The sequence below is a fragment of the Micrococcus sp. EYE_212 genome, from assembly GCF_023147585.1.
In the GTDB taxonomy this organism is placed as follows: domain Bacteria; phylum Actinomycetota; class Actinomycetes; order Actinomycetales; family Micrococcaceae; genus Micrococcus.
Map to the genome: position 1 here is coordinate 20,969 of NZ_JAHXOZ010000001.1, position 23,900 is coordinate 44,868.

General features: G+C 72.5%; 20 protein-coding genes, 2 tRNA genes and 1 pseudogene. 10 read left to right on the plus strand and 13 right to left on the minus strand.

Going from position 1 to position 23,900, the window contains the following annotated elements:
* Positions 1–163: 163 nt before the first annotated feature.
* The 3 genes from valS to KZX60_RS00120 all read left to right on the plus strand — a co-directional run bounded on the left by valS (position 164) and on the right by KZX60_RS00120 (position 3,924).
* The gene (gene valS / locus KZX60_RS00110) at positions 164–2,833 is read left to right on the plus strand and encodes a valine--tRNA ligase (RefSeq protein ID WP_248114968.1); all 2,670 of its coding nucleotides are present in this window, start codon (positions 164–166) and stop codon (positions 2,831–2,833) included.
* A gap of 165 nt (positions 2,834–2,998) precedes the next feature.
* The gene (locus KZX60_RS00115) at positions 2,999–3,466 is read left to right on the plus strand and encodes a DUF2231 domain-containing protein (RefSeq protein ID WP_248114969.1); all 468 of its coding nucleotides are present in this window, start codon (positions 2,999–3,001) and stop codon (positions 3,464–3,466) included.
* Positions 3,467–3,606: 140 nt separating this feature from the next.
* The gene (locus KZX60_RS00120; protein ID WP_248115309.1) at positions 3,607–3,924 is read left to right on the plus strand and encodes a hypothetical protein; all 318 of its coding nucleotides are present in this window, start codon (positions 3,607–3,609) and stop codon (positions 3,922–3,924) included.
* 94 nt (positions 3,925–4,018) lie between these two features.
* Here the strand turns inward: KZX60_RS00120 and KZX60_RS00125 are convergent, their stop codons facing one another.
* The 7 genes from KZX60_RS00125 to KZX60_RS00155 form a co-directional block, all read right to left on the minus strand.
* The gene (locus tag KZX60_RS00125) at positions 4,019–4,636 is read right to left on the minus strand and encodes a DsbA family protein (RefSeq protein ID WP_248114970.1); all 618 of its coding nucleotides are present in this window, start codon (positions 4,634–4,636) and stop codon (positions 4,019–4,021) included.
* Between the two features lie 58 nt (positions 4,637–4,694).
* Positions 4,695–5,993 carry an ATP-dependent Clp protease ATP-binding subunit ClpX gene (gene clpX, locus KZX60_RS00130; protein ID WP_248114971.1) on the minus strand — a complete coding sequence of 433 codons (1,299 nt, stop codon included), beginning with the start codon at positions 5,991–5,993 and terminating at the stop codon, positions 4,695–4,697.
* A gap of 171 nt (positions 5,994–6,164) precedes the next feature.
* Entirely contained in the window at positions 6,165–6,830 is a 666-nt protein-coding gene (locus tag KZX60_RS00135; protein ID WP_248114972.1) for an ATP-dependent Clp protease proteolytic subunit, read from the minus strand.
* Between the two features lie 47 nt (positions 6,831–6,877).
* Positions 6,878–7,471, minus strand: coding sequence for an ATP-dependent Clp protease proteolytic subunit (locus KZX60_RS00140; RefSeq protein ID WP_248115310.1), 594 nt, complete (start codon positions 7,469–7,471; stop codon positions 6,878–6,880).
* Between the two features lie 260 nt (positions 7,472–7,731).
* Positions 7,732–9,201: a trigger factor gene (gene tig, locus KZX60_RS00145; protein WP_248114973.1), complete on the minus strand. Its 1,470-nt coding sequence runs from the start codon at positions 9,199–9,201 to the stop codon at positions 7,732–7,734.
* 46 nt (positions 9,202–9,247) lie between these two features.
* Positions 9,248–9,321, minus strand: a tRNA-Pro gene (locus KZX60_RS00150).
* An 83-nt stretch (positions 9,322–9,404) separates the two neighbouring features.
* On the minus strand, positions 9,405–10,322 hold the full coding sequence (locus KZX60_RS00155) for an SDR family oxidoreductase (RefSeq protein WP_248114975.1): 918 nt from the start codon (positions 10,320–10,322) through the stop codon (positions 9,405–9,407).
* Positions 10,323–10,376: 54 nt separating this feature from the next.
* Between KZX60_RS00155 and KZX60_RS00160 the strand changes: the two genes are divergently transcribed.
* Both KZX60_RS00160 and KZX60_RS00165 read left to right on the plus strand, forming a co-directional pair.
* Positions 10,377–10,447: transfer RNA gene (locus KZX60_RS00160), tRNA-Gly, on the plus strand.
* Between the two features lie 106 nt (positions 10,448–10,553).
* Entirely contained in the window at positions 10,554–11,765 is a 1,212-nt protein-coding gene (locus tag KZX60_RS00165) for a glycosyltransferase 87 family protein (protein ID WP_248114977.1), read from the plus strand.
* A 115-nt stretch (positions 11,766–11,880) separates the two neighbouring features.
* Here the strand turns inward: KZX60_RS00165 and KZX60_RS00170 are convergent, their stop codons facing one another.
* Positions 11,881–12,489, minus strand: a complete 609-nt coding sequence (locus tag KZX60_RS00170) for a hypothetical protein (protein ID WP_248114979.1) — start codon at positions 12,487–12,489, stop codon at positions 11,881–11,883.
* A 225-nt stretch (positions 12,490–12,714) separates the two neighbouring features.
* On the opposite strand from KZX60_RS00170, the gene KZX60_RS00175 reads away from it, so the two are divergent.
* Positions 12,715–14,046, plus strand: a complete 1,332-nt coding sequence (locus KZX60_RS00175; RefSeq protein WP_248114981.1) for an alkaline phosphatase D family protein — start codon at positions 12,715–12,717, stop codon at positions 14,044–14,046.
* Positions 14,047–14,100: 54 nt separating this feature from the next.
* Here the strand turns inward: KZX60_RS00175 and KZX60_RS00180 are convergent, their stop codons facing one another.
* Entirely contained in the window at positions 14,101–15,006 is a 906-nt protein-coding gene (locus KZX60_RS00180; RefSeq protein WP_248114983.1) for a DNA glycosylase, read from the minus strand.
* Positions 15,007–15,480, minus strand: a complete 474-nt coding sequence (locus KZX60_RS00185) for a ribose-5-phosphate isomerase (RefSeq protein WP_248114986.1) — start codon at positions 15,478–15,480, stop codon at positions 15,007–15,009.
* Positions 15,481–15,688: 208 nt separating this feature from the next.
* Between KZX60_RS00185 and pepN the strand changes: the two genes are divergently transcribed.
* From pepN to KZX60_RS00200, 3 genes and pseudogenes are all read left to right on the plus strand, one after another.
* Positions 15,689–18,328 carry an aminopeptidase N gene (pepN, locus tag KZX60_RS00190; RefSeq protein WP_248114989.1) on the plus strand — a complete coding sequence of 880 codons (2,640 nt, stop codon included), beginning with the start codon at positions 15,689–15,691 and terminating at the stop codon, positions 18,326–18,328.
* Between the two features lie 82 nt (positions 18,329–18,410).
* Positions 18,411–18,842 (plus strand): annotated as a pseudogene (locus KZX60_RS00195) (OsmC family protein); the annotation flags it as partial.
* A 270-nt stretch (positions 18,843–19,112) separates the two neighbouring features.
* Entirely contained in the window at positions 19,113–19,484 is a 372-nt protein-coding gene (locus tag KZX60_RS00200) for a globin (protein ID WP_248115311.1), read from the plus strand.
* A 5-nt stretch (positions 19,485–19,489) separates the two neighbouring features.
* On the opposite strand, the gene KZX60_RS00205 is transcribed toward KZX60_RS00200, so the two are convergent.
* Positions 19,490–20,227: a hypothetical protein gene (locus KZX60_RS00205; protein ID WP_248114990.1), complete on the minus strand. Its 738-nt coding sequence runs from the start codon at positions 20,225–20,227 to the stop codon at positions 19,490–19,492.
* Between the two features lie 96 nt (positions 20,228–20,323).
* Here KZX60_RS00205 and KZX60_RS00210 point away from each other — a divergent pair, with 96 nt between their 5' ends.
* Positions 20,324–21,316 carry an acyl-CoA thioesterase II gene (locus tag KZX60_RS00210; protein WP_248114992.1) on the plus strand — a complete coding sequence of 331 codons (993 nt, stop codon included), beginning with the start codon at positions 20,324–20,326 and terminating at the stop codon, positions 21,314–21,316.
* Between the two features lie 90 nt (positions 21,317–21,406).
* Here the strand turns inward: KZX60_RS00210 and ettA are convergent, their stop codons facing one another.
* Both ettA and KZX60_RS00220 read right to left on the minus strand, forming a co-directional pair.
* Positions 21,407–23,089, minus strand: a complete 1,683-nt coding sequence (gene ettA, locus KZX60_RS00215; RefSeq protein WP_248114994.1) for an energy-dependent translational throttle protein EttA — start codon at positions 23,087–23,089, stop codon at positions 21,407–21,409.
* 60 nt (positions 23,090–23,149) lie between these two features.
* The gene (locus KZX60_RS00220) at positions 23,150–23,707 is read right to left on the minus strand and encodes a single-stranded DNA-binding protein (RefSeq protein WP_248114996.1); all 558 of its coding nucleotides are present in this window, start codon (positions 23,705–23,707) and stop codon (positions 23,150–23,152) included.
* Positions 23,708–23,900: the final 193 nt, after the last annotated feature.

Below are 23,900 nucleotides of genomic sequence, written 5' to 3' on the forward strand. Positions count from 1 at the left end.
GGGTCTGCGAGGTCTCGGTCACGCGTCCACTGTAGGCACGGAGCCGACGGGGACAGGGCCGTCGCGGGCCTCGTCGGCGCGTCGCACGCGGACCGTGCGGGAGGGGCGGGGGTGGTCGTGCGTGCTCACGGCCCCACCGTGCGGCCGTGGGAGAATGGCCGGCATGGCTGAGAACACGCAGGGCACAGACACGCCCACCGACGCATCCCCCGCTCCGACGACCGCCGTGGCGGTCCCGGACCGCCCCGCCCTCGAGGGACTCGAGGACAAGCTGACCGCCCGCTGGGCCGAGGAAGGCACCTACGCCTTCGACCCGGACACCACGCGCGAGCAGGTCTACTCGATCGACACGCCGCCGCCCACCGCCTCCGGCTCCCTGCACGTGGGCCACGTGTTCTCCTACACGCAGACCGACGTGCTGGCCCGCTACCAGCGCATGACCGGCAAGAACGTGTTCTACCCCATGGGCTGGGACGACAACGGCCTGCCCACCGAGCGTCGCGTGCAGAACTACTACGGCGTGCGCTGCGACCCCACGAAGCCCTCCATCGAGGGCTACCGCCCGCCGGAGACGCCGGCGAAGAACCAGCGCGACTGGGACGTCGTCTCCCGCAAGAACTTCATCGAGCTCTGCGAGGAGCTCGCCGTGCAGGACGAGAAGGTCTTCGAGGACCTCTTCACCCGCCTCGGCCTCTCCGTGGACTGGTCCATGACCTACCGCACCATCGACGACGTCTCCCGCGCCGTCTCCCAGCGTGCCTTCCTGCGCAACATCGCCGCGGGCGACGCCTACCTCTCCGAGGCCCCCACCATGTGGGACGTCACCTTCCGCACCGCCGTGGCCCAGGCCGAGCTCGAGGACCGCGAGGTCGCCGGCGCCTACCATCGCTACCCGTTCTTCACGGCCGACGGCGAGCAGGTCTTCATCGAGACCACCCGCCCCGAGCTGCTCGCCTCGTGCTCCGCCCTCGTGGCCCACCCCGACGACGAGCGGTACCAGCCGCTGTTCGGCACCACGGTGCGCTCGCCCCTCTTCGACGTCGAGGTGGAGGTCAAGGCCCACGAGCTGGCCAAGCCGGACAAGGGCTCGGGCATCGCGATGGTCTGCACCTTCGGCGACCTGACCGACGTCACGTGGTGGCGCGAGCTGCAGCTGCCCACCCGGACGCTGATCGGGCGCGACGGCCGCTTCGCCGCCGACACCCCCGAGTGGATCACCACGGAGGCCGGCCGCGCCGCCTACGCCGAGACCGTGGCCGGCAAGACCGTGTTCTCCGCGAAGGAGGGCGTGGTGAACGCCCTCACCGAGGCCGGCCTCATGGACGGCGAGCCGAAGAAGATCATGCACGCCGTGAACTTCTACGAGAAGGGCGACAAGCCCCTCGAGGTCGTGACCTCGCGCCAGTGGTACGTCCGCAACGGCGGCCGCGACGCCGACCGCCGCGCCGCCCTCATCGAGCGCGGCCGCGAGCTGACGTGGCACCCCGAGCACATGCGCCACCGCTACGAGAACTGGGTGGACGGGCTCAACGGCGACTGGCTCGTCAGCCGCCAGCGCTTCTTCGGCGTGCCGATCCCGGTCTGGTACCGCCTCGACGAGGACGGCGAGCCGGTCTACGACGCGCCGATCGTCCCCGAGGACTCCGCCCTGCCGGTGGACCCCGTGGCCGAGCCCGCGCCGGGCTTCACCGAGGACCAGCGCGACGTCCCCGGCGGCTTCACGGGTGACCCCGACGTGCTCGACACGTGGGCGACCTCCTCGCTGACCCCGCAGATCGTGGGCCGCTGGAGCCGCGACGACGCGTTCTTCGAGAACGTCTTCCCGTTCGACCTGCGCCCGCAGGGCCACGACATCATCCGCACGTGGCTGTTCTCCACCGTGGTGCGCGCGGACGCCCTCAACGGCTCCGTCCCGTGGACGGACACCGCCCTCTCCGGGTGGATCCTGGACCCGGACCGCAAGAAGATGTCCAAGTCCAAGGGCAACGTGGTGGTCCCCACCGACATCCTCGAGGAGTTCGGCGCGGATGCGGTGCGCTACTGGGCCTCCTCGGCCCGCCTCGGCGCGGACACCGCCTACGAGGTGGCGCAGATGAAGATCGGCCGCCGACTGGCGATCAAGCTGCTCAACGCGGCGAAGTTCGTGCTCAACCTGGGCGCCACCTCCGACGCCGTGGTGCGCTCGGAGGCCGACTCAGCCGTCGTGACCAACGCCCTGGACGCCGCGCTGCTGGCCCGCCTGGCCCAGACCGTCGAGCAGGCCACCGCCGCGTTCGCCGGGTACGACTACGCCCGGGCGCTGAACGTGACCGAGCAGTTCTTCTGGCAGTTCACGGACGACTACGTGGAGCTCGTCAAGGACCGCGCGTACGGCGGCCACGGCGAGGCCGAGCAGGCCTCCGTGGTGGCGACGCTCGCCACCACCCTGGACGCGCTCCTGCGCCTCCTGGCCCCGTTCCAGCCGTTCGCGACCGAGGAGGTGTGGAGCTGGTGGCGCACCGGCTCCGTGCACCGCGCCCCGTGGCCCGGCCTCGAGGCCGAGCTCAGCGGGCTGCGCGCGGCGGCCGAGGGCGGCGACCCGCGGGTCCTCGCCGTCGTGGCGCAGGTGCTCGGCGGCGTCCGCAAGTCGAAGTCGGAGGCGAAGGTCAAGCAGCGCACCGAGGTCCGCACGGCGACCGTGCGGGCCGGCGCGGCGCAGCTCGACGCGCTGCGCGGCGGGCTGGCCGACCTGAAGGCGGCCGGCAACGTGGCCGACGTCGTGCTCGTCGAGGCCGAGGGCGAGGGCGACCTCGAGGTCACCGATGTGGAGCTGGCCCCGGCCGAGCAGGCCTGACCCGTCCACGGGCCCGGCGCGCCGTCCCACCCGGGGCGGGGTGCCGGGCCCGCGGCAACCGCCGGCAGGGCGCCGTCGGGCCGGCCGGGTGAGGACCAGTCACGCCAGGTGAGGGCAGGATCACCTCCTCCGGAACGGACGCGGACCTTGCATATCGTCGCCCGCATGAACGGCCTCCTCCTGCACCCGCTCCTCGTCCACCTGCCCGTCGTGCTGATCCCCCTCGTCGCACTCCTGACGGTCCCGACCCTGGTCTCGCGCCGCTGGTTCCAGTGGTCCGCCCCCTTCACCCTCGGCCTGGCCCTGCTGGCCGCACTCGGCTCGTGGTTCGCCACGTGGTCAGGGGAGGACCTGGAGGCACGGCTCGGCGAGAGCTCGGCGCTGCTGGAGCAGCATGCCCAGCTCGGGGAGATGACGCGCAACCTGACCGTCCTCACCCTCATGCTCCTCGCGGTCCACGTGGCTCTCTTCTGGCACCGCTCCCCCGTGGCGACGCGGGCGTTCGGTGAGAATCGACCCGTCGTCCACACCGTGCTGGCCGTGCTCACCCTCGTGGCCGCTCTCGCGGGCGTGGTCGTCGCGATCCAGGCAGGCCACGCCGGGGCGCAGCTCTTGTGGCTCGGGGCGGCGTGAGCGGCCGGGGCGGTCTGATGCGGGAGACTGGCCGCATGCGACTCCTCCCCCGCCCCACCGCCACCCCGCCGCCGGATCCGCGCCGCGGGTCCGCCGGCGCGCACCGCACCGCCCGCCGCACCGCCGGCGTGCTCGCCGGCATGGGCGTGCTGCACTTCGTGAAGCCCGAGCCGTTCGACGGCCTCATCCCGCCGGCCCTGCCCGGCTCCGCGCGGGCGTGGACCCTCGGCTCGGGTGTGGCCGAGCTGGCGGTGGCCGGTCTGCTCGCCGCCCCCAGGACGCGGAGGGTGGGGGCGCGCGCCGCCCAGGCGCTGTTCGTGGCCGTGTGGCCGGGCAACATGTGGATGGCCTGGCGCGCCCGGCACGCCTCGGCCCCCGTCCGCGCCATGGCCTTCGGCCGCCTGCCCCTGCAGATCCCGATGATCCACTCGGCGGGACGGGTCGCCCGGGCGCTCTGAGACCCGCGAGGACCCCCGCACACGCCGCAGGCCCGGCCTCTGCTCGAGGGAGCAGCTGCCGGGCCTGCGGTGCTCCGTGGCAGGAGCCCCAGGATCAGTCGAACTCGGGGCTCGTCGTGCGGGCGCGCTTGAGCTCGTAGAAGTACGGGAACTCGGCCAGCGCCACGGCGCCGTCGAAGATGCGGCCGGCCTGCTCGCCGCGCGCGATGCGGGTCATCACGGGGCCGAAGAACGCGGTCCCCTCAAGGGCCACGACCGGGGTGCCGACGTCGTTCCCCACCAGCTCCTCGGCCTTGCGCTGCGCCTCGCGGAGGTGATCGTCGGCAGCGTCGGTGCGGGTGGACTCCAGGACGGCGGTGGCGTCCAGGCCGAGCTCCTCGGCGGCCTCGGCGATGACCGCCTCGTAGTCCTTGTTCCCCTGCTCGTGGATGCGGGTGCCCAGCGCCGTGTACCAGTCGGCGAGCAGCTCGGGGCGCTCGGTGCCCACGTGCAGGGTGGCGCGGCCGGGGATGAGCCCCTCGTCCGTGTGGCGGCGGTAGTCCGGGTCCAGCTCGCGGCCCTCGTTGAGCATGTAGAGGGACATCTGGTGAAAGCGCACCTCGACGTCCCGGACCTGCTCGACCTCGAGCATCCAGCGGGAGGTGATCCAGGCGAACGGGCACGTGGGGTCGAAGTAGAAGTCGACGACGGGGGTCTGCGGGGTCTCGGTCATGAGGGGCCTCTCTCGGTGACGGTGCTGCGGTGCGGACGCGGTGGGTCGGGCGGTGCCGTCAGGCGCTGCGGCCGCGGCGGCGGCGCTCCACCTCGGCCGGGATGAGCAGGGGCTCGGCGTCTCCGCGAACGGCGTCCCCGGTGACCACCACGGTCCCGACGTCCGTGCGGGAGGGCAGCTCGAACATCACGGGCTTGAGGACGTTCTCCATGATGGAGCGCAGCCCTCGTGCGCCGGTGCCGCGGGCCTCGGCCAGCTCGACGACGACCTCGAGCGCGTCCGGCTCGAACTCCAGCTCGACGCCGTCCATGAGGAACATCTTCCGGTACTGCTTCAGCAGGGCGTTCTTCGGCTCGGTGAGGACGCGGACGAGCTGCTCCCGCGTGAGGTCCTCCACCGTGGTGATGACGGGCAGGCGGCCGATGAACTCCGGGATGAGGCCGAACTTGAGGAGGTCCTCCGGGCGGACGTCCGCGTAGGAGGTCTCCCCCGCCCCCAGGTGGTTCAGCGGCGCGCCGAACCCGATCCCCTTGCGGCCGGCCCGGGAGCCGATGATCTCGTCCAGCCCGGCGAAGGCGCCGGCGACGATGAACAGGACGTTGGACGTGTCGATCTGCAGGAACTCCTGGTGCGGGTGCTTGCGACCGCCCTGCGGCGGCACGGAGGCCACCGTGCCCTCGAGGATCTTCAGGAGCGCCTGCTGCACGCCCTCGCCCGAGACGTCCCGGGTGATGGAGGGGTTCTCGGACTTGCGGGAGATCTTGTCGATCTCGTCGATGTAGATGATCCCCTGCTCGGCGCGCTTCACGTCGTGATCCGCAGCCTGGATGAGCTTGAGGAGGATGTTCTCCACGTCCTCGCCCACGTAGCCGGCCTCGGTGAGGCTCGTGGCGTCCGCGACGGCGAAGGGCACGTTCAGCTTCCGCGCGAGGGTCTGGGCCAGGTAGGTCTTGCCGGAGCCCGTGGGCCCGACCATGAGGATGTTGGACTTGCCGATCTCCACGTCCGCCAGGTCGTCATGCCCCGACAGCCGCTCCGCGAGGTCCGCCCCGCGGTCCTGCGGGCTGCGCACGCGCTTGTAGTGGTTGTAGACGGCCACCGCGAGGGAGCGCTTGGCCGCCTCCTGACCCACCACGAACTGCTCCAGGTGGTCGAAGATCTCCTGCGGCGTGGGGAGCACCAGCTCGTCCGACTCGGCGGCCTCCCCCAGCTCCTCCTCGATGATCTCGTTGCAGAGCTCGATGCACTCGTCGCAGATGTAGACCCCCGGGCCGGCGATGAGCTTGCGGACCTGCTTCTGGCTCTTGCCGCAGAACGAGCACTTCAGCAGATCCGCGCTCTCTCCGATACGCGCCATGGTGGTCTCCTCGAGATGGGCGGGATGGACGGCGTCGTGTCCCGTGGCGGACGACTCCGTTGTCGGACTCGCTCCAGGATACGCGGGGACCCGGACGCGTTAAGGGGCGGACACCCGGGACGCCGCGAGGGCCCGCCCGCGATGCGGCGGCGGACCCTCGTGACGGTCGGCTCAGGCGGACGGACGGGTGATCTTGCGGGAGGGGAGCACCTCGTCGACCAGGCCGTACTCGAGGGCCTGGTCGGCCGAGAGGAACTTGTCCCGGTCGATGTCCCGGGAGACCTCCTCCGGGGTCCGGTTGGTGAGCGAGGCCAGGGTCTGCTCCATCCAGACGCGCATGCGGTTGATCTCCTGCGCGTGGATCTCCAGGTCCGTGGCCGTGCCCTGGTCGCCCTGCATCGCCGGCTGGTGGATCAGCACGCGGGCGTTGGGCAGCGCGAGGCGCTTGCCGGGGGCGCCGGCGGCCAGCAGCACCGCCGCGGCGGAGGCAGCCTGGCCGAGGCACACGGTCTGCACCTCGGGCCGGATGAACTGCATGGTGTCGTAGATCGCCGTCATGGCCGTGAACGAGCCGCCCGGGGAGTTGATGTAGAGCGTGATGTCACGCTCGGAGTCCATCGCCTCGAGGACGAGCAGCTGCGCCATCACGTCGTCGGCCGACGCGTCGTCCACCTGCGAGCCCAGGAAGACGATGCGGTCCTCGAAGAGCTTGGCGTAGGGGTCCTGGCGCTTGAAGCCGTAGGGAGTGCGCTCCTCGAACTGCGGCAGGATGTAGCGGGCGCTGGGAGCGGTGGCGGAGGGCGTCCCGGTGGGGAGCCCGGCGGGGAACGGGGTCATGGAAGGTCTCCTCGAGAGGGTCTGGATGGGGCCGGGAGCGGAAGGAGTCAGCCCTGGACGCCGCCGCCGCCGGACACGGACGACGCCCGCTCGGCGATGTGGTCGATGAAGCCGTACTCCCGGGCCTCCGCGGCGGTGAACCACTTGTCACGCGCGTTGTCCTCGAGGATGGTCTCGACGGACTGGCCGGTCTGCTCCGCGGTGAGCTCGGCCATGACCCGCTTCATGTGCAGGATGAGCTGTGCCTGGATGCGGATGTCCGACTCCGTGCCGCCGATGCCGCCCGAGGGCTGGTGCATGAGGATGCGGGCATGAGGGGTCGCGTAGCGCTTGCCCTTCGCGCCCGAGGCGAGCAGGAACTGGCCCATCGACGCCGCGAGGCCGGTGGCCACGGTCACGACGTCGTTCGGGATGTACTGCATGGTGTCGTAGATCGCCATGCCCGCCGTGACGGAGCCGCCCGGCGAGTTGATGTACAGGTAGATGTCCTTCTCCGGGTCCTCCGCGGAGAGCAGGAGCAGCTGGGAGCAGATCGCGTTCGCGTTGTCGTCGCGCACGTCCGAACCGAGCCAGACGATGCGCTCCTGCAGCAGCCGCTTGTAGAGGTAGTCCTCGCGCTGCTCGGGATCCACCGAGGTCATGCGGGGGGTGATGTCAGTCATCACTGCTGCCTTCCTGTCGAGATGCTTCGCTGGCCCCCGTCCGTGCGCCGCTTCGGGCGCGGAGACGGGTCCCTGATCGAGGTCGACACTATCCGGGCGCCCTCGCCGCGCGAGGACGTGCCGGGGGCGTTTCGCTGTTGGCGCAGGTCGACGACGCCGCCCGGCGGCGGACGCACCGGCGCCCCCGTCCACAGGGGACGGGGGCGCCGGTGCACGGCGGGCACGGGCCCGCAGGAGGATCAGGCCTCGGTGGGCTCCTCGGACTCGGCCGCGGCCTCGTCCTTCTTCGCCTCGTCCTTCTTCGCCGCGGCCTTCTTGGCGGCCGCCTTCTTGGCCGGGGCCTTCTTCGCGGGCTTCTCGGCCGGCTGCTCCTCGGCGGGGGCGTCCTCCACCGGGGCCTCCACGGCGTCGGCGCCGCCCGGGGTCACGAACGCCGTGAGGTCCACGGCGTTGCCCTCGGTGTCGGTGACCTCGGCGTGCTTGAGCACCTCGGCCAGCGCCTTGCGGCGGCGGACCTCGCCCATGATCATCGGGATCTGGCCAGCCTGGTCGAGCATCATGGCGAACTGGTTCGGGTCCATGCCGTACTCGGAGGACGTGGCGATGATGTACTCGATCAGCTCGCCCTGGTCCACGGTCACGGACTCTGCCTCGGCGACCTCGTCGAGGAGGACCTCGTTGGCGAACGCCTCGCGGGTGTTCTTCTCCAGCTCGGCGCGGTGCTCCGGGGTGTCGTGGTCGTCACCGGACTCGTGGCCGCCCGCGGAGAAGTGCTGCTCGAGCTGCTCTGCGATCACGCCGTCCGGCACGGGCACCTCGACGAGCTTGCCCAGCTCCTCGAGGACCTTGTCGCGCGCCTCGACGCCCTGACGGGTCACGGCGTCCTCGGCGGCCTTCTTCTTGAGGTCGGCCTTCAGCTCCTCGATCGTGTCGAACTCGGAGGCCAGCTGGGCGAAGTCGTCGTCGGCCTCGGGCAGCTCGCGGTCCTTCACGGCGGTGAGCTGCACCTTCACGGTGGCGGTGCGGCCGTCGTGCTCGCCGCCGTTGAGGGTGGTCTCGAAGGTGGCGTCCTCGCCGGCGGACAGGCCGTCGAGGGCCTCGTCGATGCCGTCGAGCATGGTGCCGGCGCCCACCTGGTAGGAGAGGCCCTCAGCCTGGTCGACCTGCTCGCCGTCCACGGTGGCGGTCAGCGAGACGGTGACGAAGTCGTCCTTGCCCGCGGGACGGTCCACGTCCTTGAGGGTGCCGAAGCGGGCTCGCAGGGCGTCGAGGGCCCTCTGCTCGTCCTCCTCCGAGGCGGCGGCGGGCTCCACGGTGACCTTGAGGCCCTTGTAGTCGGGCAGCTCGATGGTGGGGCGCACGTCGAACTCGGCGGTGAAGGCCACCGGGGCCTCGCGGTTCGCGGAGTCCGGGGAGGCGGTCACGTCCACCTCGGGGCGGGAGATCGGGGTGACCTCGGCCTCCGAGACGGCCTGCGTGAACCACGTGTTCAGGCCCTCGTTGACGGCCTGGTCCACCACGGCCTCGAGTCCGAAGCGCTGCTCGATCATGCGCGCGGGGACCTTGCCGGCACGGAAGCCGGGGATCTGGACCTGCTGGGCGATGTCCTTGAACGCCTTGTCCAGCGCGGGCTTCACCTCCTCGAACGGCACCTCGACGGTCAGCTTGACGCGGGTCGGGCTGAGGTTCTCTGCGGTGGACTTGACCACGGATGGCTCCTGTTGCACTGGATGACGGATGGATGTGACGACAGTGTCGGGGTGACAGGATTTGAACCTGCGGCCTCACGCTCCCAAAGCGCGCGCTCTACCAAGCTGAGCTACACCCCGTCGTCTGGAGATGACGCCGGTCGGGCTCACGCGATCGCACGCCGGGCACCCGAGACGCTGCCTGCAGGGCAGACTGTGGAATCCTAGCGCGCCGCGCGGTCCGGGGCGAAAACCGGGGGCGGAGCCGTCGGCGTCGACCGGCCCGTGAACGCGTCCATGGTGGCATTGACGCCGAGGACGTCCATGGCGGCGTCGAAGGCGCCGCCGGGCAGGGCGCGCAGGGGGGCGATGAGCCCCACGGCCCGGGGCAGGAGGAGCCGACGGCGGCCCGCCTCCACCGCGTCCAGCACCGCGTCGGCCACCGCCTCCGGCCGCAGGATCGGCAGGAGCGCGGGGATGCGGGTGCGGACGCCGTCGAACATGCCGGTGCTGACGTAGTACGGGCACACGACGAGCGAGGTGACGGGGCTGCCCTCCTTGCGCAGCTCGGCGCCCAGCGACTCGGCGAAGCCGACGGCGGCGTGCTTGGAGGCCGAGTAGTCGGTCTGCCGGGCGACGCCCACGAGCCCGGCGGCCGAGGCCACCGTGACGATCGCCCCGCGCCCCCGCGCCCGCATCCCGGGGAGCACCGCGCGGGTGAGCCAATAGGGAGCCAGCGCGTTCACCGCGAAGGTGCGGCGGATCCCCTCCTCCGTGGCGTCCTCGAGGCGCGCGCCGGTCACGACGCCCGCGTTGTTGACGGCCACGTCCACCTCGCCCGCGCGCTCGGCGGCCGCGGCGACGGCGGCGGCGTCCGTGACGTCGATCCGCTCGGCGACGCCCTGGGCGCCCCGGGACGTGGCCTCCTGCGCGACGGCGAGCGCGGCCGCCTCGTCCCGATCCCACACGAGCACGCGGGCCGCGCCCCGCTCCGCCGCACCGAGGGCCATGAGGCGGCCGATCCCGGAGCCGGCACCGGTGACGAGCACGATGCGACCGGCGAGCGGCAGGCGGCGCCGGACGGGGACGACGGAGCGGAGGCCGCGGGCGGCGGCACCGAGTGAGGGGGGACGAAGCGGCATGGCGCCTCCGTGCTAGTCTGGCTGGCGCTGGTCCGCGATCCTCGCGGATGGCCCGGGGATGTAGCTCAATGGTAGAGCCCCAGTCTTCCAAACTGGCTACGCGGGTTCGATTCCCGTCATCCCCTCGTCCGTCCCGGCCCGCCGTCGTCTCCACGGCGGCGACCGGGACTTCTTCATGTCGGCGTCCTCCGCCCAGGTCGTGAGCCGATCCGAGCGAAGGAGCACCCGATCGTGTCCCACCGGCACACCGCCCCCGCGCCGTCCTCCCCGGCCGCCCGTGCCGCGGCCTGGGCGATCCCCATCGCCGCCGCCCTGCTCATCGTCCTCCTCACGCCGGGGAGCGGGCTCGACCTCGCCGTGTACCGCGAGGGCGGCCTGGCCCTGCTGGACCCGGAGGCGGACCTCTACGCCCCGATCCTGGGCCCGGTGGGCGATCCGGGGCTGCCGTTCACGTACCCCACCTTCGCGGCCCTGCTGTTCACCCCGCTGACCCTGGTCCCGCTGCCCGTCTCCCTCGGAGTGCTGACGGTGCTCACCGCCGTGCTGATGCACCTGGTCAGCCGCGACCTGACCGGACGCCTGCGCGCGGCCCTGCCCCGGTGGCGGGTGCCCGCCTGGGTGCTCACCGTCGTGGCGCTCCTCGCCATGCCCGGCCGTGAGACGCTCACCTATGGCCAGATCAACGTGGTGCTCATGGCCTCGGTCTACCTCGCGCTCGCCTCGCGCCGGCATCCGTGGGCGTGGTTCGCCGTCGCCGTGGGCGTGACCGCCGGCATCAAGCTGACCCCGCTGGCCCTCCTCCTGCTGCCCCTCATGCTGGGCCGGTTCCGCACCATCCTGCTGGCCGGAGGCGCCTTCCTGGCCACGCAGGCCATCGGCTTCCTCGCGGCCCCGGAGCCCACCTGGCGGTTCTGGACCTCGGTGCTGCGGGACCCCTCCCGCGTGGGCGGGATCGACTACATCGACAACGCGTCCGTGCGCGGGATGCTCGCGCGCTTCACGGAGCACGAGACGCTCCCGTGGCTGCTCGGCGTCGCCGCGGTGATCGGTCTCGTGGCCGTGCTGATCCGGCGGGAGCGCGGGCGGGACCGGATCGTCCTCCTGGGCCTGACCAGCGCCGTCCCCCTGCTGATCTCGCCCATCAGCTGGGTGCACCACTTCGTGTGGTGGCCCGTGTTCCTCTACGCGGTGCTCGCGGTGACGTCCGGGGCCCGCAGCCGCGCGCTGCGGATCGCAGCGGTGACGGTCGCCGGCCTCACGCTGGCCGCCCTCGCGTACACGCCCAAGCACCTGGCGAACGCCTTCGGGGACGGATGGATCAACGCCGCCACGGGCGCCGCAATCCCCCTGGGCATGGTGCTGCTGCTCGGGTTCACGCTCGCCGCGAGCCTGACGCACCGGAGCGCGGACGGCACGACACCGGAGGTGCGCTCCGGGCGCTGAGTGCGGCCCCGCCCCGTGGCATGGAGAAGGGCCCGGCACGGTGTGCCGGGCCCTTCGTCAAAGTCAGCGCCGGTGTGAGGGAGCTGGACTGACGGTCGCCAGCGGTTCGCGAAGGTCAGACCGCGGCAGTGAAGCGCATGTTGATCACGTCGATGCTGGGCACCGCGGAGCCACGGGCCGAGGAGAGCCTGAGACTGAACGTGGTGATCGGCCCGGCGTAGGTCACGGCCACCGTGCCGTTCACGCCCTCGGCAGTGACCGTGTACGGCGAGGTGGCGGTGCCGGCACCCGAAGCGCCGTTGGCCGGGATGCCGTTCGTGGGCGCCGGAGTGAGCACGACCTGATCCTGGAATCCCTTGGCGCCGCTGTTCAGCCGGGCGTTCAAGCCGGAGAGGGTGAACGTGAGATTGGTGACCGCACGGTCGAAGGTGAAGGTCACCGTCGTTGAACCCGTAATCGTCAGGGCGGCGCCGGAACCGCGAATGGTGCCCCCGCCCGATGCCGCGACGCCGACCTCCAGCGTGGGCGGAGCGGGCGTGACCGGGGGGTTGGTCGCGACGGGGGTGGCGGTGCCGACGCCCGAGGTCGCGAAGGCCACCGTGTAGGCGACGCTCGGCGACGCGGCGGCGAACGGCGCCACGGCCACGGCGGCGACGGCGGGGACGCTCCAGGCCAGGCCGCGGACGACGGAGGAGCGCGAGACAGGAGTGGTGGGGTGCGACATGGGGGGGTCCTCTGCTGGTGTACGGGAGGTGATGGGTCAGCGCTTCACTGAGAGCCGATCCGCCCTCCCGACAACGCCGAGAACAGTATAGGCACAGCCCCGCACAACCAGTTCGAGAACACAACGTCCAAGAATACGCCGCTGACCTGGGGATTTTCGCGTCACGCCACAGACTCCACATCACCGGTCGCTGACAATGGTGTTCTGCCTCACATCAACGCGACGGTGCCCCAGCGTCGCGCGGCGCCCCCCCGTTCGCCTGGCGGGACCTCGGCATTCACGCCGTGGTCGCCCCGTCATCGCACCCCGCGCGTAGAACGGCCGCCATGGACTTCTCCTTCGTCTCCGCCGTCTCCCGCCGCGGTCTCCTCCAGTGCGCCGCGGCCACGTCAAGACGAGCGCCGCCTCCGACCACACCGTCAAGGTCGACGTCGACGGCCTGGGCCCCTGCACGCGCTACTGGTACCGGTTCAGCGCGCGGGGCGAGCACAGCCCGGTCGGCCGCACCCAGACGGCCCCCGACGTCGCCACGCCCTCCAGAAGTCCGACCCGGACCAGCAGGCCGCGCACCGGGCGCTTCCCTGGATCACGATCGTCGACGACCACGAGATCACGAGCGACGCGTGGGCCGACGGCGCCCAGAACCACCAGCTGGGCGAGGGCGACGACGCGGCCCGTAGGGCGTCCGCGCTCCAGGCCTACCTCGAGTGGACGCCGGTGCGGCTGCCCGACCAGTCGGTGCCGCACGAGGGGACCCGCTGCTTCCGCCGGTTCCCCTTCGGCGACCTCGCCCAGCTCAGCATCGCCGACACCCGCCAGAACCGGTCCCGCCGGGCCTGCGGCTTCCTGCCCCTGGGGAATCCGGTGACCGACGCGGTCATGGAGGATCCGGCCCGCGTGCTCACCGAGCCCGCCCGGACCCGGTGGCTGCAGGACGGCGTGCGCCGCGCCGCGGAGCTGTGGCACCCGATCGGCCAGCAGATCGTGATGACGCGGGTGCTGTGGCCCGGGGCCGCGCTCGGGGCGTCAGGCGCGACGATCGTCAACGCCGACCAGTGGGACGGCTATCGACCGGCGCAGCGGGACATGGTCGACTCCCTGTGCCAGGCGCGTGCCGACGCCGTGGTCCTCACGGGCGACACCCACTCCTCGCGGGCGAACGAGCTGGTCGCCGACCCTGGCGAGCGCTCGACCGGCGTCGAGTTCGTCTGCCCCTCCGTCTCCAGCGACGGCTTCTTCGAGTTCAGCGGCGGCACGGCCGACCCGGTGGGCGGCGTGACACGCACCCGTCAGCTCACCGGCGCCCTCCAGGCCATGAACCCCCACGTGAAGCACCTGGACGGGATCGGACACGGCTGGGTCTGCGTGGACGTCACGCCGGAACGCGTGCAGGCCGACTGGCACCCGGCCCCGCTGCCGACGGCGGCCGTGCCCGATCCGCGCGTCGTGCGCGGCATCGAGCCGGTGCACGCGTTCTCCTACGTCACCCGCCGCGGGGAGCGCACCCTGCGGGCGGCCGCCGGACCGGTCGGCCGGCGCGCCGACACGCCCCGCTGACGGAGCGGGCCGACCGCCGCCCCACAGGACGGACGACGGTCGGCCTCGGCACGGTCACGTCTGGCACACGGTGCAGCGGTACAGCTTCCGCGCGGCCATCTCCTCCACCACGATCGCATCCCGCCCGCACACCAGGCACGGCCGGCCGTGGCGGTGGTAGACGTAGGTCGCATGCTCGGGCCACGCCTCCTCGGCGGGAACGCCGGGCCGGTGCTCGGGGCGCGTCGTCACGATGCGTCCGAGACGCACGCCCTCGCGCATGAGCGCGGCGTTGTCGTCCCACAGGGCGCACAGCGCCTCCTCCCCCACGTCCCTCGCGGGTCTCCACGGGTCGATCCGGGCGCGGAACAGGGCCTCGGCACGGAAGATGTTGCCGATCCCGCTCGCGGCCGACTGGTCCATGAGCACGACGCCGATCGGCCGCCTCGTGCGGGCGGCGAGCCGCAGGAAGGGGGTGGGGTCGTCACCGTTGAGGGGGTCGGGACCGAGCGTCGCGGTCACCTGCTCCACCTCGTCGGCGGTGAGCAGCCGGCACTGCGCGGCCCCGATCAGGTCCGCCCAGCCGTGCGCGGAGCGCAGGCGCAAGCGCACCGTGGGGGCCGGTGGCGGCGGGACGACCCAGCCGTCGTCGTGGGCGAGGCCGGATGTGGCCGGGCCGCCCTGCACCTCCCGCTCCCCGATGCGCCGCGGCGCGCCGATGGACGAGGCTGCGGCGAACGTCTCGTCCCCGCCGAAGGTCCATGCCCCGTACATGCCGAGGTGGACGTTGAGCGACAGACCGTCCTCGACGTCGGCGAAGAAGTGCTTGCCGTGCGCCCACGCGCGCTCGAGGACGCGCCCGTCGATCAGCGCCGCGCCCTCGGTGAACCGCCCCTGCGGGCTCGAGGCGCCCAGGATCTCGCCGCCGAAGACGTCGGTGAACTGCCGCGCGAGACGGTGGATGGAGTGCCCCTCAGGCACTCACATCACCACCTCGCCGGTCACCTCGTAGCGCGCGATCTTGCCGATGCGGCGCACGTGGCGCTCGTCCTCGCTGAAGGGCTCGGCGAGGAACGCCTCGATGATCGCGGTGGCCTCCTCGAGGCTGTGCTGCCGGCCGCCCACGGCGACGACGTTCGCGTCGTTGTGCTCGCGGGCGAGCTTCGCGGTGCTGAGGTTCCAGGCCAGCGCGGCGCGGACGCCCTGCACCTTGTTCGCGGCGATCTGCTCACCGTTGCCGGAGCCGCCGAGGACGATGCCGAGGGAGTCCACTCCCTGCTCGCGGTCGGCGACGACGGCGCGGGCGGCGTTGATGCAGAAGCCCGGGTAGTCGTCCTGCGCGTCGTACTCGGTGGGTCCGTGGTCCACCATCTCGTAGCCGGCGGCGGTGAGGTGCTCCACCAGGTGGGCGGACAGCTCCATGCCGGCGTGGTCGGTGGCGATGTGGACGCGCATGGGGGCTCCCGGAGGGTAGGCGGAGGGTCGGCGACCAGCCTACCGAGCGGAGACGTCGGCCCGGGTGACCGGGGGGAGGCGATCCACACCACAGCCGGAGCGCGGCCGCCGGGCGGGGTGTCCGGCGCAGGTGACACAATGGCGGTCAGTGAGCCGGGGCACATCCCGCACCGGCCGTCGTCGTCCCTTCCCTACCCCTGGAGGTTCCGTGAGCTCCGCACGCCTGAACATCACCCGCGAGGAGGCCGCGCAGCGCGCCGCCGCCCTGACCGTGGACGCCTACGAGGTGAGCCTGGACCTCGCCCGCGGCGCCGAGCGCTTCGCCGTGACGAGCACCGTCACCTTCGCGGCGAGCGAGGACGCGGTGGGCTCGAGCACCTGGATCGACTGGGTGGCGACGACGGCGCCCCGCGCGGTCACGCTCAACGGCGAACGCCTGGACGTCGCGGACTTCGACGGCGCCCGCGTGGCCGTCGGCCCGCTGGCCGCGCAGAACACGCTCGTGGTGGAGGCCGAGGGCGACTACTCGACCACCGGTGAGGGCCTGCACCGCTTCGTGGACCCGGTGGACCAGGAGGTGTACCTCTACACCCAGTTCGAGGTGCCGGACTCCCGCCGCATGTTCCCCGTGTTCGAGCAGCCGGACCTGAAGGCGTCCTTCGCGTTCAGGGTCACGGCGCCGGCGCACTGGGCCGTCGTCTCCAACCAGCCGGAGACGTCCCGCCGCCCGCTGGGCCGCGTCGAGAACGAGGGCAACCTCGGCGGCGTGGACGCCGCCGTGTGGGAGTTCGCCCCCACCCCGCGCATCTCCTCCTACATCACCGCCCTCGTGGCCGGCCCGTACAGGTCCACGCACTCCGAGCTGAGCAGCGCGGACGGCCGCACCATCCCCCTCGGCGTGTACTGCCGCGCCTCCCTCTTCGAGCACCTCGACGCGGACGCCGTCTTCGACCTCACCCGTCGCGGCTTCGAGTTCTTCGAGGCGCAGTACGGCCACCCCTACCCGTTCGAGAAGTACGACCAGCTCTTCGTGCCGGAGTTCAACGCGGGCGCCATGGAGAACGCCGGCTGCGTGACGTTCCTCGAGAGCTACGTCTTCCGCGGCACGGTCACGGAGGCCGTCGTCGAACGCCGCGCCATCACCATCCTGCATGAGCTCGCCCACATGTGGTTCGGCGACCTCGTGACCATGCGCTGGTGGAACGACCTGTGGCTCAACGAGTCCTTCGCCGAGTTCATGTCCACGCTCGCCGCGGCCGAGAACACGGAGTACACCGGCGCGTGGACCACGTTCTCCTCGATGGAGAAGAACTGGGCGTACCGCCAGGACCAGCTCTCCTCCACGCACCCGATCACGGCGCAGATCCGCGACCTCGACGACGTGCTCGTGAACTTCGACGGCATCACCTACGCCAAGGGGGCCTCGGTGCTTCGTCAGCTCGTCGCGTGGGTGGGTCAGGAGAACTTCATGGCCGGCGTGCGCGAGTACATCGCCAAGCACGCGTGGTCCAACACCGAGCTGCCGGACCTCATGACGGAGCTCGAGGCCTCCTCCGGCCGGGACCTCTCCGAGTGGACCCGCCAGTGGCTCGAGACCTCCGGCGTGAACACCCTCCATGTGGAGGTGGACACGGACGCGAGCGGCACGATCGCCTCCCTGCGCGTGCGCCAGACCGCGCCGGACGGCTCCCCCACCGCGCCCGGGGACGACATCCTGCGCCCGCACCGCCTCGCGGTCGGCTTCTACGACGTCGACGAGGCGACCGGCCGCCTGACCCGCACCGACCGCTTCGAGCTGGACGTGGCGGGCGAGCTGACCGAGGTGGCGGAGGCCGCGGGCCGCCGTCGCCCCGCGCTGATCCTGCCCAACGACGACGACCTCGCCTACGCCAAGATCCGCCTCGACGACGCCTCGTGGGAGGCCGCGTCCACCCGCCTGAAGGACGTGGACGGCTCCCTGCCGCGCACCCTGCTGTGGGGCGCCGCATGGGACACCGTGCGCGACGGCGAGGCCTCGGCCGCGTGGTTCGCCGAGCTCATCCTGGCGAACATCGGCGAGGAGCGGGACTCCACCGTGGTGCAGACCCTGCTGCGCCAGCTGGCGACGTCGCTGTCCCAGTACCTGCCCGAGGCGCAGTCCCGCTCGGCGCGCGAGCGCGTGGCGGACCGGCTGTGGGCCCTGACGGAGCAGGCCGAGGCCGGGTCGGACAACCAGCTGCAGTTCGTCAAGGCCTTCGCCCTGCACGCGCGGACGGGCGCGCAGCTCGACGCGCTCGACGCCGTCGTGAACGAGCGCAGCGTGCTGCCCGGTCTGGACCTCACGACGGACCTGAAGTGGGAGCTGCTGACCGCGCTCGTGGCCGCGGGCCGCGCGGGCGAGGAGCAGATCGCGGCGGCCGCGCAGGCCGACGCCACCGCCACCGGCGCGCTCGCGGCGCTGCAGGCCCGCGCCGCCGTGCCCACCGCCGAGGCCAAGCAGGAGGCGTGGCTCCGGGTGGTGGCCGGCGAGCTGTCCAACACGGAGCAGCGCCAGGCGCTCATCGGCTTCGGCCGGGTGCACGACCGCTCCCTGATCGCCCCCTACGCCGAGGAGTACTTCTCCCGCATCGAGCAGGTGTGGGACTCGCGCTCGCACGAGATGGCCGAGACCGCGGCGACCCTCGGGTTCCCGGCGGCGCAGGTGGGCCAGGAGGTGGCGGACCGGGCGACCGAGCTCTCCGAGCGGGTGAAGGGCTCCCGCGCGGGCCTGTCCCGCGTGGTGGCCGAGGGCCGCGACGAGATGGTCCGCGCCCTCGCCGCTCGCGCGCATGCGGAGGAGAACGTGCACGAGGTGTCCGCCGCGGGCTGACGCGGCCCCTCCCCGGCACGGGGCCGGACCCTCGACGGGTTCGGCCCCGTGGCGCGTCCTGGCGCGGCACTAGGCTGGGAGGATGAAGCACACCTTCACGCTGCGCACCGAGTGGACCGGCGACCGCGGGACCGGCACGTCCGGCGTCCGCGACTACGACCGCTCCGTGGTCATCCAGGACGCCGGCGTCGGGGAGATCCACGCGTCGGCGGCCCGGCCCTTCCGCGGAGACGACTCGAAGTGGAATCCGGAGACCCTCCTGCTCGGCGCGCTCGCCGAGTGCCACACGCTCTCCTACCTGCACGCCGCCGCGACCTCGGGACTCGTGGTGACCGGCATGGCCTGCACGGCGTCCGGCGAGATCGAGGTGGACGGCGACGGCGCGGGGCGCTTCGCCTCGATCACCCTGCGCCCCGAGGTGCGCCTGGCCGACGAGTCCCACCGCGGCGAGGCCGACGCCCTGCACGCCGAGGCGCACCGGCTCTGCTTCATCGCGAATTCACTCTCCGCGCCGGTGACGGTGGAGCCGGTCGCCGGCCCCGGCCCGGGCAGCGGGCCCGCGACGTCGTCCGGGCTCCCCGACCTGTCCTCCCGCCTGGGCGCTCCGCTCGCGGTGCTGCGCCCGCGCGGCGCGAACCGGCCGAGCGCCGTGACCGGCATGGAGAACCGGCCCACCGAGGTGGAGCCGATCACGAAGGACGGCGCCCCCGCGCCCGTTGACCAGGTCCGCGCGCGCGACGCGCAGAGGGGCCCGACGACGGCGGGGCCCACCGCGCCCGACCGGATGACCAGCTTCTACGACGCGGTCGGCGGGCACGCGACGTTCTCGAAGCTCGTGCACGAGTTCTACTCGCGCGTCCGCGAGGACGAGCTGCTCGCGCCCATGTACCCGCAGGAGGACTTCGCCGGCGCCGAGGTGCGCCTGCGCCTGTTCCTCGAGCAGTACTGGGGCGGGCCGAGGACGTACTCCGAGCAGCGGGGCCACCCCCGCCTGCGCATGCGCCACGCGCCCTACAAGGTCGACCCTGCCGCCCGCGACGCCTGGCTGCGGAACATGCGTGCCGCCCTGGACACCCTGGACCTGTCCCCGCTGCACGAGGCCGAACTGTGGGACTACCTCGAGCGGGCGGCGCACTCGCTGCAGAACTCCGCCTGACTCTCTCAGACCGCGACGGCGGCCCTCCCCAGGACGAAGCCACCCGGGGTGTCGAGCCGGGTCCACGGGCCGGCGGTGCTCAGGCGGGCGTGGCTGCCCGGGAGCAGGAAGCCCAGCGCGTGCGCCCCGAACGCCATGCCCGCGGGGAACTGGAGGGCGTCCCCGCCGAGGGTGGGGCCCCACATGCGGGCACGGACCTGGCGCACCACGGCCTCGCCGGGGTTCTCGGGCAGAGCCGCCCGCACGGCCTCCACGCCGCGGGAGGCCACCTCGATCAGCTCCTCGTCCGCCACCTCGGCGGCCGGGGTCCAGCCGGAGCGCGGCGGCGTCAACGCGGTCCAGGAGACCTGCTCACGGGTCGGCGGGACGGGGAACGCGAGGTCCACCGGGTCCTGCCCGCGCATGCGGGCGGTGCGCTCCGTCACGGCCCCGAGCGGGACGACGACGTCGAGTCCGGCGACCCCGTCCGCCGTCGCGAGCGGAACGGTGCGCAGGCCGAGGACCACGGGGACCTGGTCGCCGAGACCCTGCGGCTGCAGCACGGAGACCCACTGCGCGAGCATCGGCGTGCGGGAGGACCCCGCCTCCGCGACGACGTCCAGGCGCATCCCCGTGTCGGCCACGCGGCGGGCGCGCGTGGCGAACTGCTCGAGGTCGCGGACGGCGCGCTCGTCGGCGAAGGTCAGGACGGGGACGCCGTCCCGGTCGCGGGGGGTGCCGGTGGAGGGGGGCTGCTGGCTCATGACAGCATTGTCCCAGGTTCGGCCCCGCCCGGACCCGCCCCGTGCCCGGAATCGGCCCGGGCGCCGCACGGACCACTCCAGGAAAGGGAGCACCCCATGACGCCGCGCACCCCGAAGCGCCCCGCCTCCGCGCCGAAGGACCCCACCGACCTGCTGCGTGGCATCCTCGACCTGGCAGACGCCGGCCCGGACCCCGTCACCGGCGAGCCGCGGTTCACCGGCACCACGCCGCGGCAGGCGCACGGCCGCGTCTTCGGCGGTCAGGTGCTCGCCCAGGCGCTGGCCGCGGCCGCGCGGACCGTGGCGGGCACCCGGCCCGCGCACTCGATCCACGGGTACTTCATCCGCCCCGGGGACGCGCTGCAGCCGATCACCTTCACCGTGGAGACGCTCCGCGACGGCCGCTCCTTCTCCGTGCGGCGCGTGCTCGCGTCCCAGAACGAGAAGGCCATCCTCGCCCTGACGTGCTCCTTCCAGGAGCCGGCCGAGGGAGTGGACCACCAGGTGGCCATGCCCGAGGACGTCCCGGCCCCGGAGGAGCTGCCCACCACCGCCGACGTCCTGGGCAACATCCGCCACCCCGTGGCGCAGGAGTGGTCCTGGTCCCGCCCCTTCGACATCCGCCACGTCCAGTCCCCCATCTACGTGGACCGCGCGGCCCGGGCCCAGAACACGAACATGGTGTGGATGAAGACGTTCACGCCGCTGGCCGACGACCCGCGCCTGCACCTGGCCGCCCTGACGTACGCGTCCGACTACACGCTGCTCGAGCCGATCCTGCGCCAGCACGGGGTGGCCTGGGTGCAGCCGGGCATGTCCGTCGCGTCGCTGGACCACGCGATGTGGTTCCACCGTGCGGCCCGCGTCGACGAGTGGCTGCTCTACGTCCAGCACTCCCCCAGCGCCCAGGGCGCGCGCGGGCTCGGCCAGGGCTCGGTCTTCACCCGCGAGGGCGAGCTGGTGGCCACCGTGGCCCAGGAGGGGATGGTGCGCCTGCCGCAGGGCCATGCGGCGACCCGTGCGAGGGTCCAGGACGCCGCCCAGCGCCTGACCATGCGGACCCTGCTGCGCCGCAGCTGGCGCCGCTGAGACACCCCCCGTCATCCAGGCCCTCGGGCGCAGACGACGACGGCCCGCCTCGGGCGTCCGAGGCGGGCCGTCGTCGTCCCGGCGGGACGGTCAGTCGCGCGTGAGCTTGCGGTGGGTCACGCGGTGCGGGCGCGCGGCGTCCGGGCCGAGGCGGTCCACCTTGTTCGCCTCATAGGACTCGAAGTTGCCCTCATACCAGTACCAGTTCGCCGGGTCCTCGGCGGTGCCCTCGTACGCGAGCATGTGCGTGGCCACGCGGTCGAGGAACCAGCGGTCGTGCGAGACCACGACGGCGCACCCCGGGAACTCGAGCAGCGCGTTCTCGAGCGAGGTCAGCGTCTCGACGTCCAGGTCGTTGGTGGGCTCGTCGAGGAGCAGCAGGTTGCCGCCCTCCTTGAGCGTCAGCGCCAGGTTGAGGCGGTTGCGCTCACCGCCGGAGAGCACACCGGCCTTCTTCTGCTGGTCCGGGCCCTTGAAGCCGAACGCGGAGACGTAGGCGCGGGAGGGCATCTCCACGTTGCCGACCTTGATGTAGTCCAGGCCGTCCGAGACGACCTCCCACAGCGACTTCTCGGGGTCGATGTTCGCGCGGGACTGGTCCACGTAGGAGATCTTCACGGTCTCGCCGACCTTGAGGTCGCCGCCGTCGAGGGGCTCGAGCCCCACGATGGTCTTGAACAGCGTGGTCTTGCCGACGCCGTTGGGGCCGATGACGCCCACGATGCCGTTGCGCGGCAGGGAGAAGGACAGGCCGTCGATGAGCACGCGGTCCCCGAAGCCCTTCTTCAGGTCCGTGGCCTCGATGACGGTGTTGCCCAGGCGCGGGCCCGGCGGGATCTGGATCTCCTCGAAGTCGAGCTTCCGGGTCTTCTCGGCCTCGGCTGCCATCTCCTCGTAGCGGGCCAGGCGGGCCTTCGACTTGGCCTGGCGGCCCTTCGAGTTGGAGCGCACCCAGTCGAGCTCCTCGGCGAGGCGCTTGGCGAGCTTGGCGTCCTTCTTGCCCTGCACCTCGAGGCGCGCGCGCTTGGTCTCCAGGTACGTGGAGTAGTTGCCCTCGTAGGGGTAGAGGCGGCCGCGGTCGACCTCGCAGATCCACTGGGCCACGTGGTCCAGGAAGTAGCGGTCGTGGGTCACGGCGACGACGGCGCCGGGGTAGGCGGCCAGGTGCTGCTCGAGCCACAGCACGGACTCCGCGTCCAGGTGGTTGGTGGGCTCGTCGAGGAGCAGCAGGTCCGGCTTCTGGAGCAGGAGCTTGCACAGGGCCACGCGGCGGCGCTCACCGCCGGAGAGCTTGGTCACGGGCTCGTCGGCCGGGGGCGTGCGAAGGGCGTCCATGGCCTGCTCGAGCTGGGAGTCGATGTCCCACGCGTCGGCGGCGTCGATGTCCGTCTGCAGCGAGCCCATCTCCTCCATCAGGGCGTCGAAGTCCGCGTCCGGATTCGCCATCTCCTCGGAGATCTGGTTGTAGCGCTGGATCTTGCCGTAGATCTCGCCCACGCCCTCCTGGACGTTCTCCAGGACGGTCTTGGACTCGTCCAGCTTCGGCTCCTGCATGAGGATGCCGACGGAGTACCCGGGCGAGAGCCGGGCGTCGCCGTTCGAGGGCTCGTCGAGCCCCGCCATGATCTTCAGGATCGTGGACTTGCCGGCGCCGTTGGGGCCGACCATGCCGATCTTCGCGCCCGGATAGAACGACATCGTCACATCGTCCAGGATCAGCTTGTCGCCGACCTTCTTCCGTGCCTTGACCATCGTGTAGATGAATTCCGCCATGCGTCCCAGGCTAGTGGGTGGCCGCCGGATTCCTCTCATCCGACGGCCGCCCCGCTCGCCTCAGGCCGCCGTGAGCACGCCCGGGGTGCGCGCCGCCTCCTCCCCCACGCGCTCGTCGCCCTCCTGCTCCTCGCCGCCGTCGTCGGCCGGGCGGTCCGCGCGGGCCGGCGCGAAGGCGTCATGGGCCGGACCCCCGAAGTCCTCGGCCGGCTCGGCGCCGGCGGCCCGCTCCTCGAGCGGCTCCTCCCGCGGCGCCGAGGCGCGCTGGTTCCGCACGAAGGCCCCCGAGCCGTAGCCCAGGTCCAGGCCGACGGCGTCCGCCACGACGTCCACGGACGTCCCCGAGCGCTCCTCCGTGGACCAGTCCCGCACCCGCAGGCGGCCGGTGACGATCACGGGGTTGCCCTTCTTGATCGACTGCGCGGTGTTCGAGCCGAGCTGACCGAACGCGGAGACGCTGTACCAGTTGGTGTGGGCGTCCACCCACGTGCCGGCGTCCCGGTCGAAGCGCCGCTCCGTGGTGGCCAGGCGGAAGCCCGCCACCGTGGTGCCGGAGGCGGTGTGGCGGACGGCGGGGTCGGTGGCGACGAAGCCGCGAATGGTGATGGTGTCCTGCATGATGGGTCCTTCTCTGCGCGGCCCCGGGCCCGGCCCGGAGCGGGTCTGCGGCGCATCGGTCGATCCGCCACCCCCATCAGACGCCCCCGGAGCGGCCGGCGTCCGGCGCGTCCGCCGCGCTGGGGACCCGCCGGGCGCGGACGTCGCCTGTGCAGGAACGACGCCGAGCCCGGCCGATAGAATGGCACGGCCC

What these genes read in the sequence shown, in the direction of transcription:
- KZX60_RS00205 (WP_248114990.1), bottom strand. Translation starts at nt 20,227, where the DNA reads ATGAGCCAGCAGCCCCCCTCCACCGGCACCCCCCGCGACCGGGACGGC.
- KZX60_RS00200 (WP_248115311.1), top strand. Translation starts at nt 19,113, where the DNA reads ATGACCAGCTTCTACGACGCGGTCGGCGGGCACGCGACGTTCTCGAAG.
- KZX60_RS00115 (WP_248114969.1), top strand. Translation starts at nt 2,999, where the DNA reads ATGAACGGCCTCCTCCTGCACCCGCTCCTCGTCCACCTGCCCGTCGTG.
- KZX60_RS00170 (WP_248114979.1), bottom strand. Translation starts at nt 12,489, where the DNA reads ATGTCGCACCCCACCACTCCTGTCTCGCGCTCCTCCGTCGTCCGCGGC.
- clpX (WP_248114971.1), bottom strand. Translation starts at nt 5,993, where the DNA reads ATGGCGCGTATCGGAGAGAGCGCGGATCTGCTGAAGTGCTCGTTCTGC.
- KZX60_RS00120 (WP_248115309.1), top strand. Translation starts at nt 3,607, where the DNA reads ATGGGCGTGCTGCACTTCGTGAAGCCCGAGCCGTTCGACGGCCTCATC.
- KZX60_RS00135 (WP_248114972.1), bottom strand. Translation starts at nt 6,830, where the DNA reads ATGACCCCGTTCCCCGCCGGGCTCCCCACCGGGACGCCCTCCGCCACC.
- KZX60_RS00140 (WP_248115310.1), bottom strand. Translation starts at nt 7,471, where the DNA reads ATGACCTCGGTGGATCCCGAGCAGCGCGAGGACTACCTCTACAAGCGG.
- KZX60_RS00125 (WP_248114970.1), bottom strand. Translation starts at nt 4,636, where the DNA reads ATGACCGAGACCCCGCAGACCCCCGTCGTCGACTTCTACTTCGACCCC.
- KZX60_RS00220 (WP_248114996.1), bottom strand. Translation starts at nt 23,707, where the DNA reads ATGCAGGACACCATCACCATTCGCGGCTTCGTCGCCACCGACCCCGCC.
- KZX60_RS00185 (WP_248114986.1), bottom strand. Translation starts at nt 15,480, where the DNA reads ATGCGCGTCCACATCGCCACCGACCACGCCGGCATGGAGCTGTCCGCC.
- ettA (WP_248114994.1), bottom strand. Translation starts at nt 23,089, where the DNA reads ATGGCGGAATTCATCTACACGATGGTCAAGGCACGGAAGAAGGTCGGC.
- valS (WP_248114968.1), top strand. Translation starts at nt 164, where the DNA reads ATGGCTGAGAACACGCAGGGCACAGACACGCCCACCGACGCATCCCCC.
- KZX60_RS00210 (WP_248114992.1), top strand. Translation starts at nt 20,324, where the DNA reads ATGACGCCGCGCACCCCGAAGCGCCCCGCCTCCGCGCCGAAGGACCCC.
- KZX60_RS00155 (WP_248114975.1), bottom strand. Translation starts at nt 10,322, where the DNA reads ATGCCGCTTCGTCCCCCCTCACTCGGTGCCGCCGCCCGCGGCCTCCGC.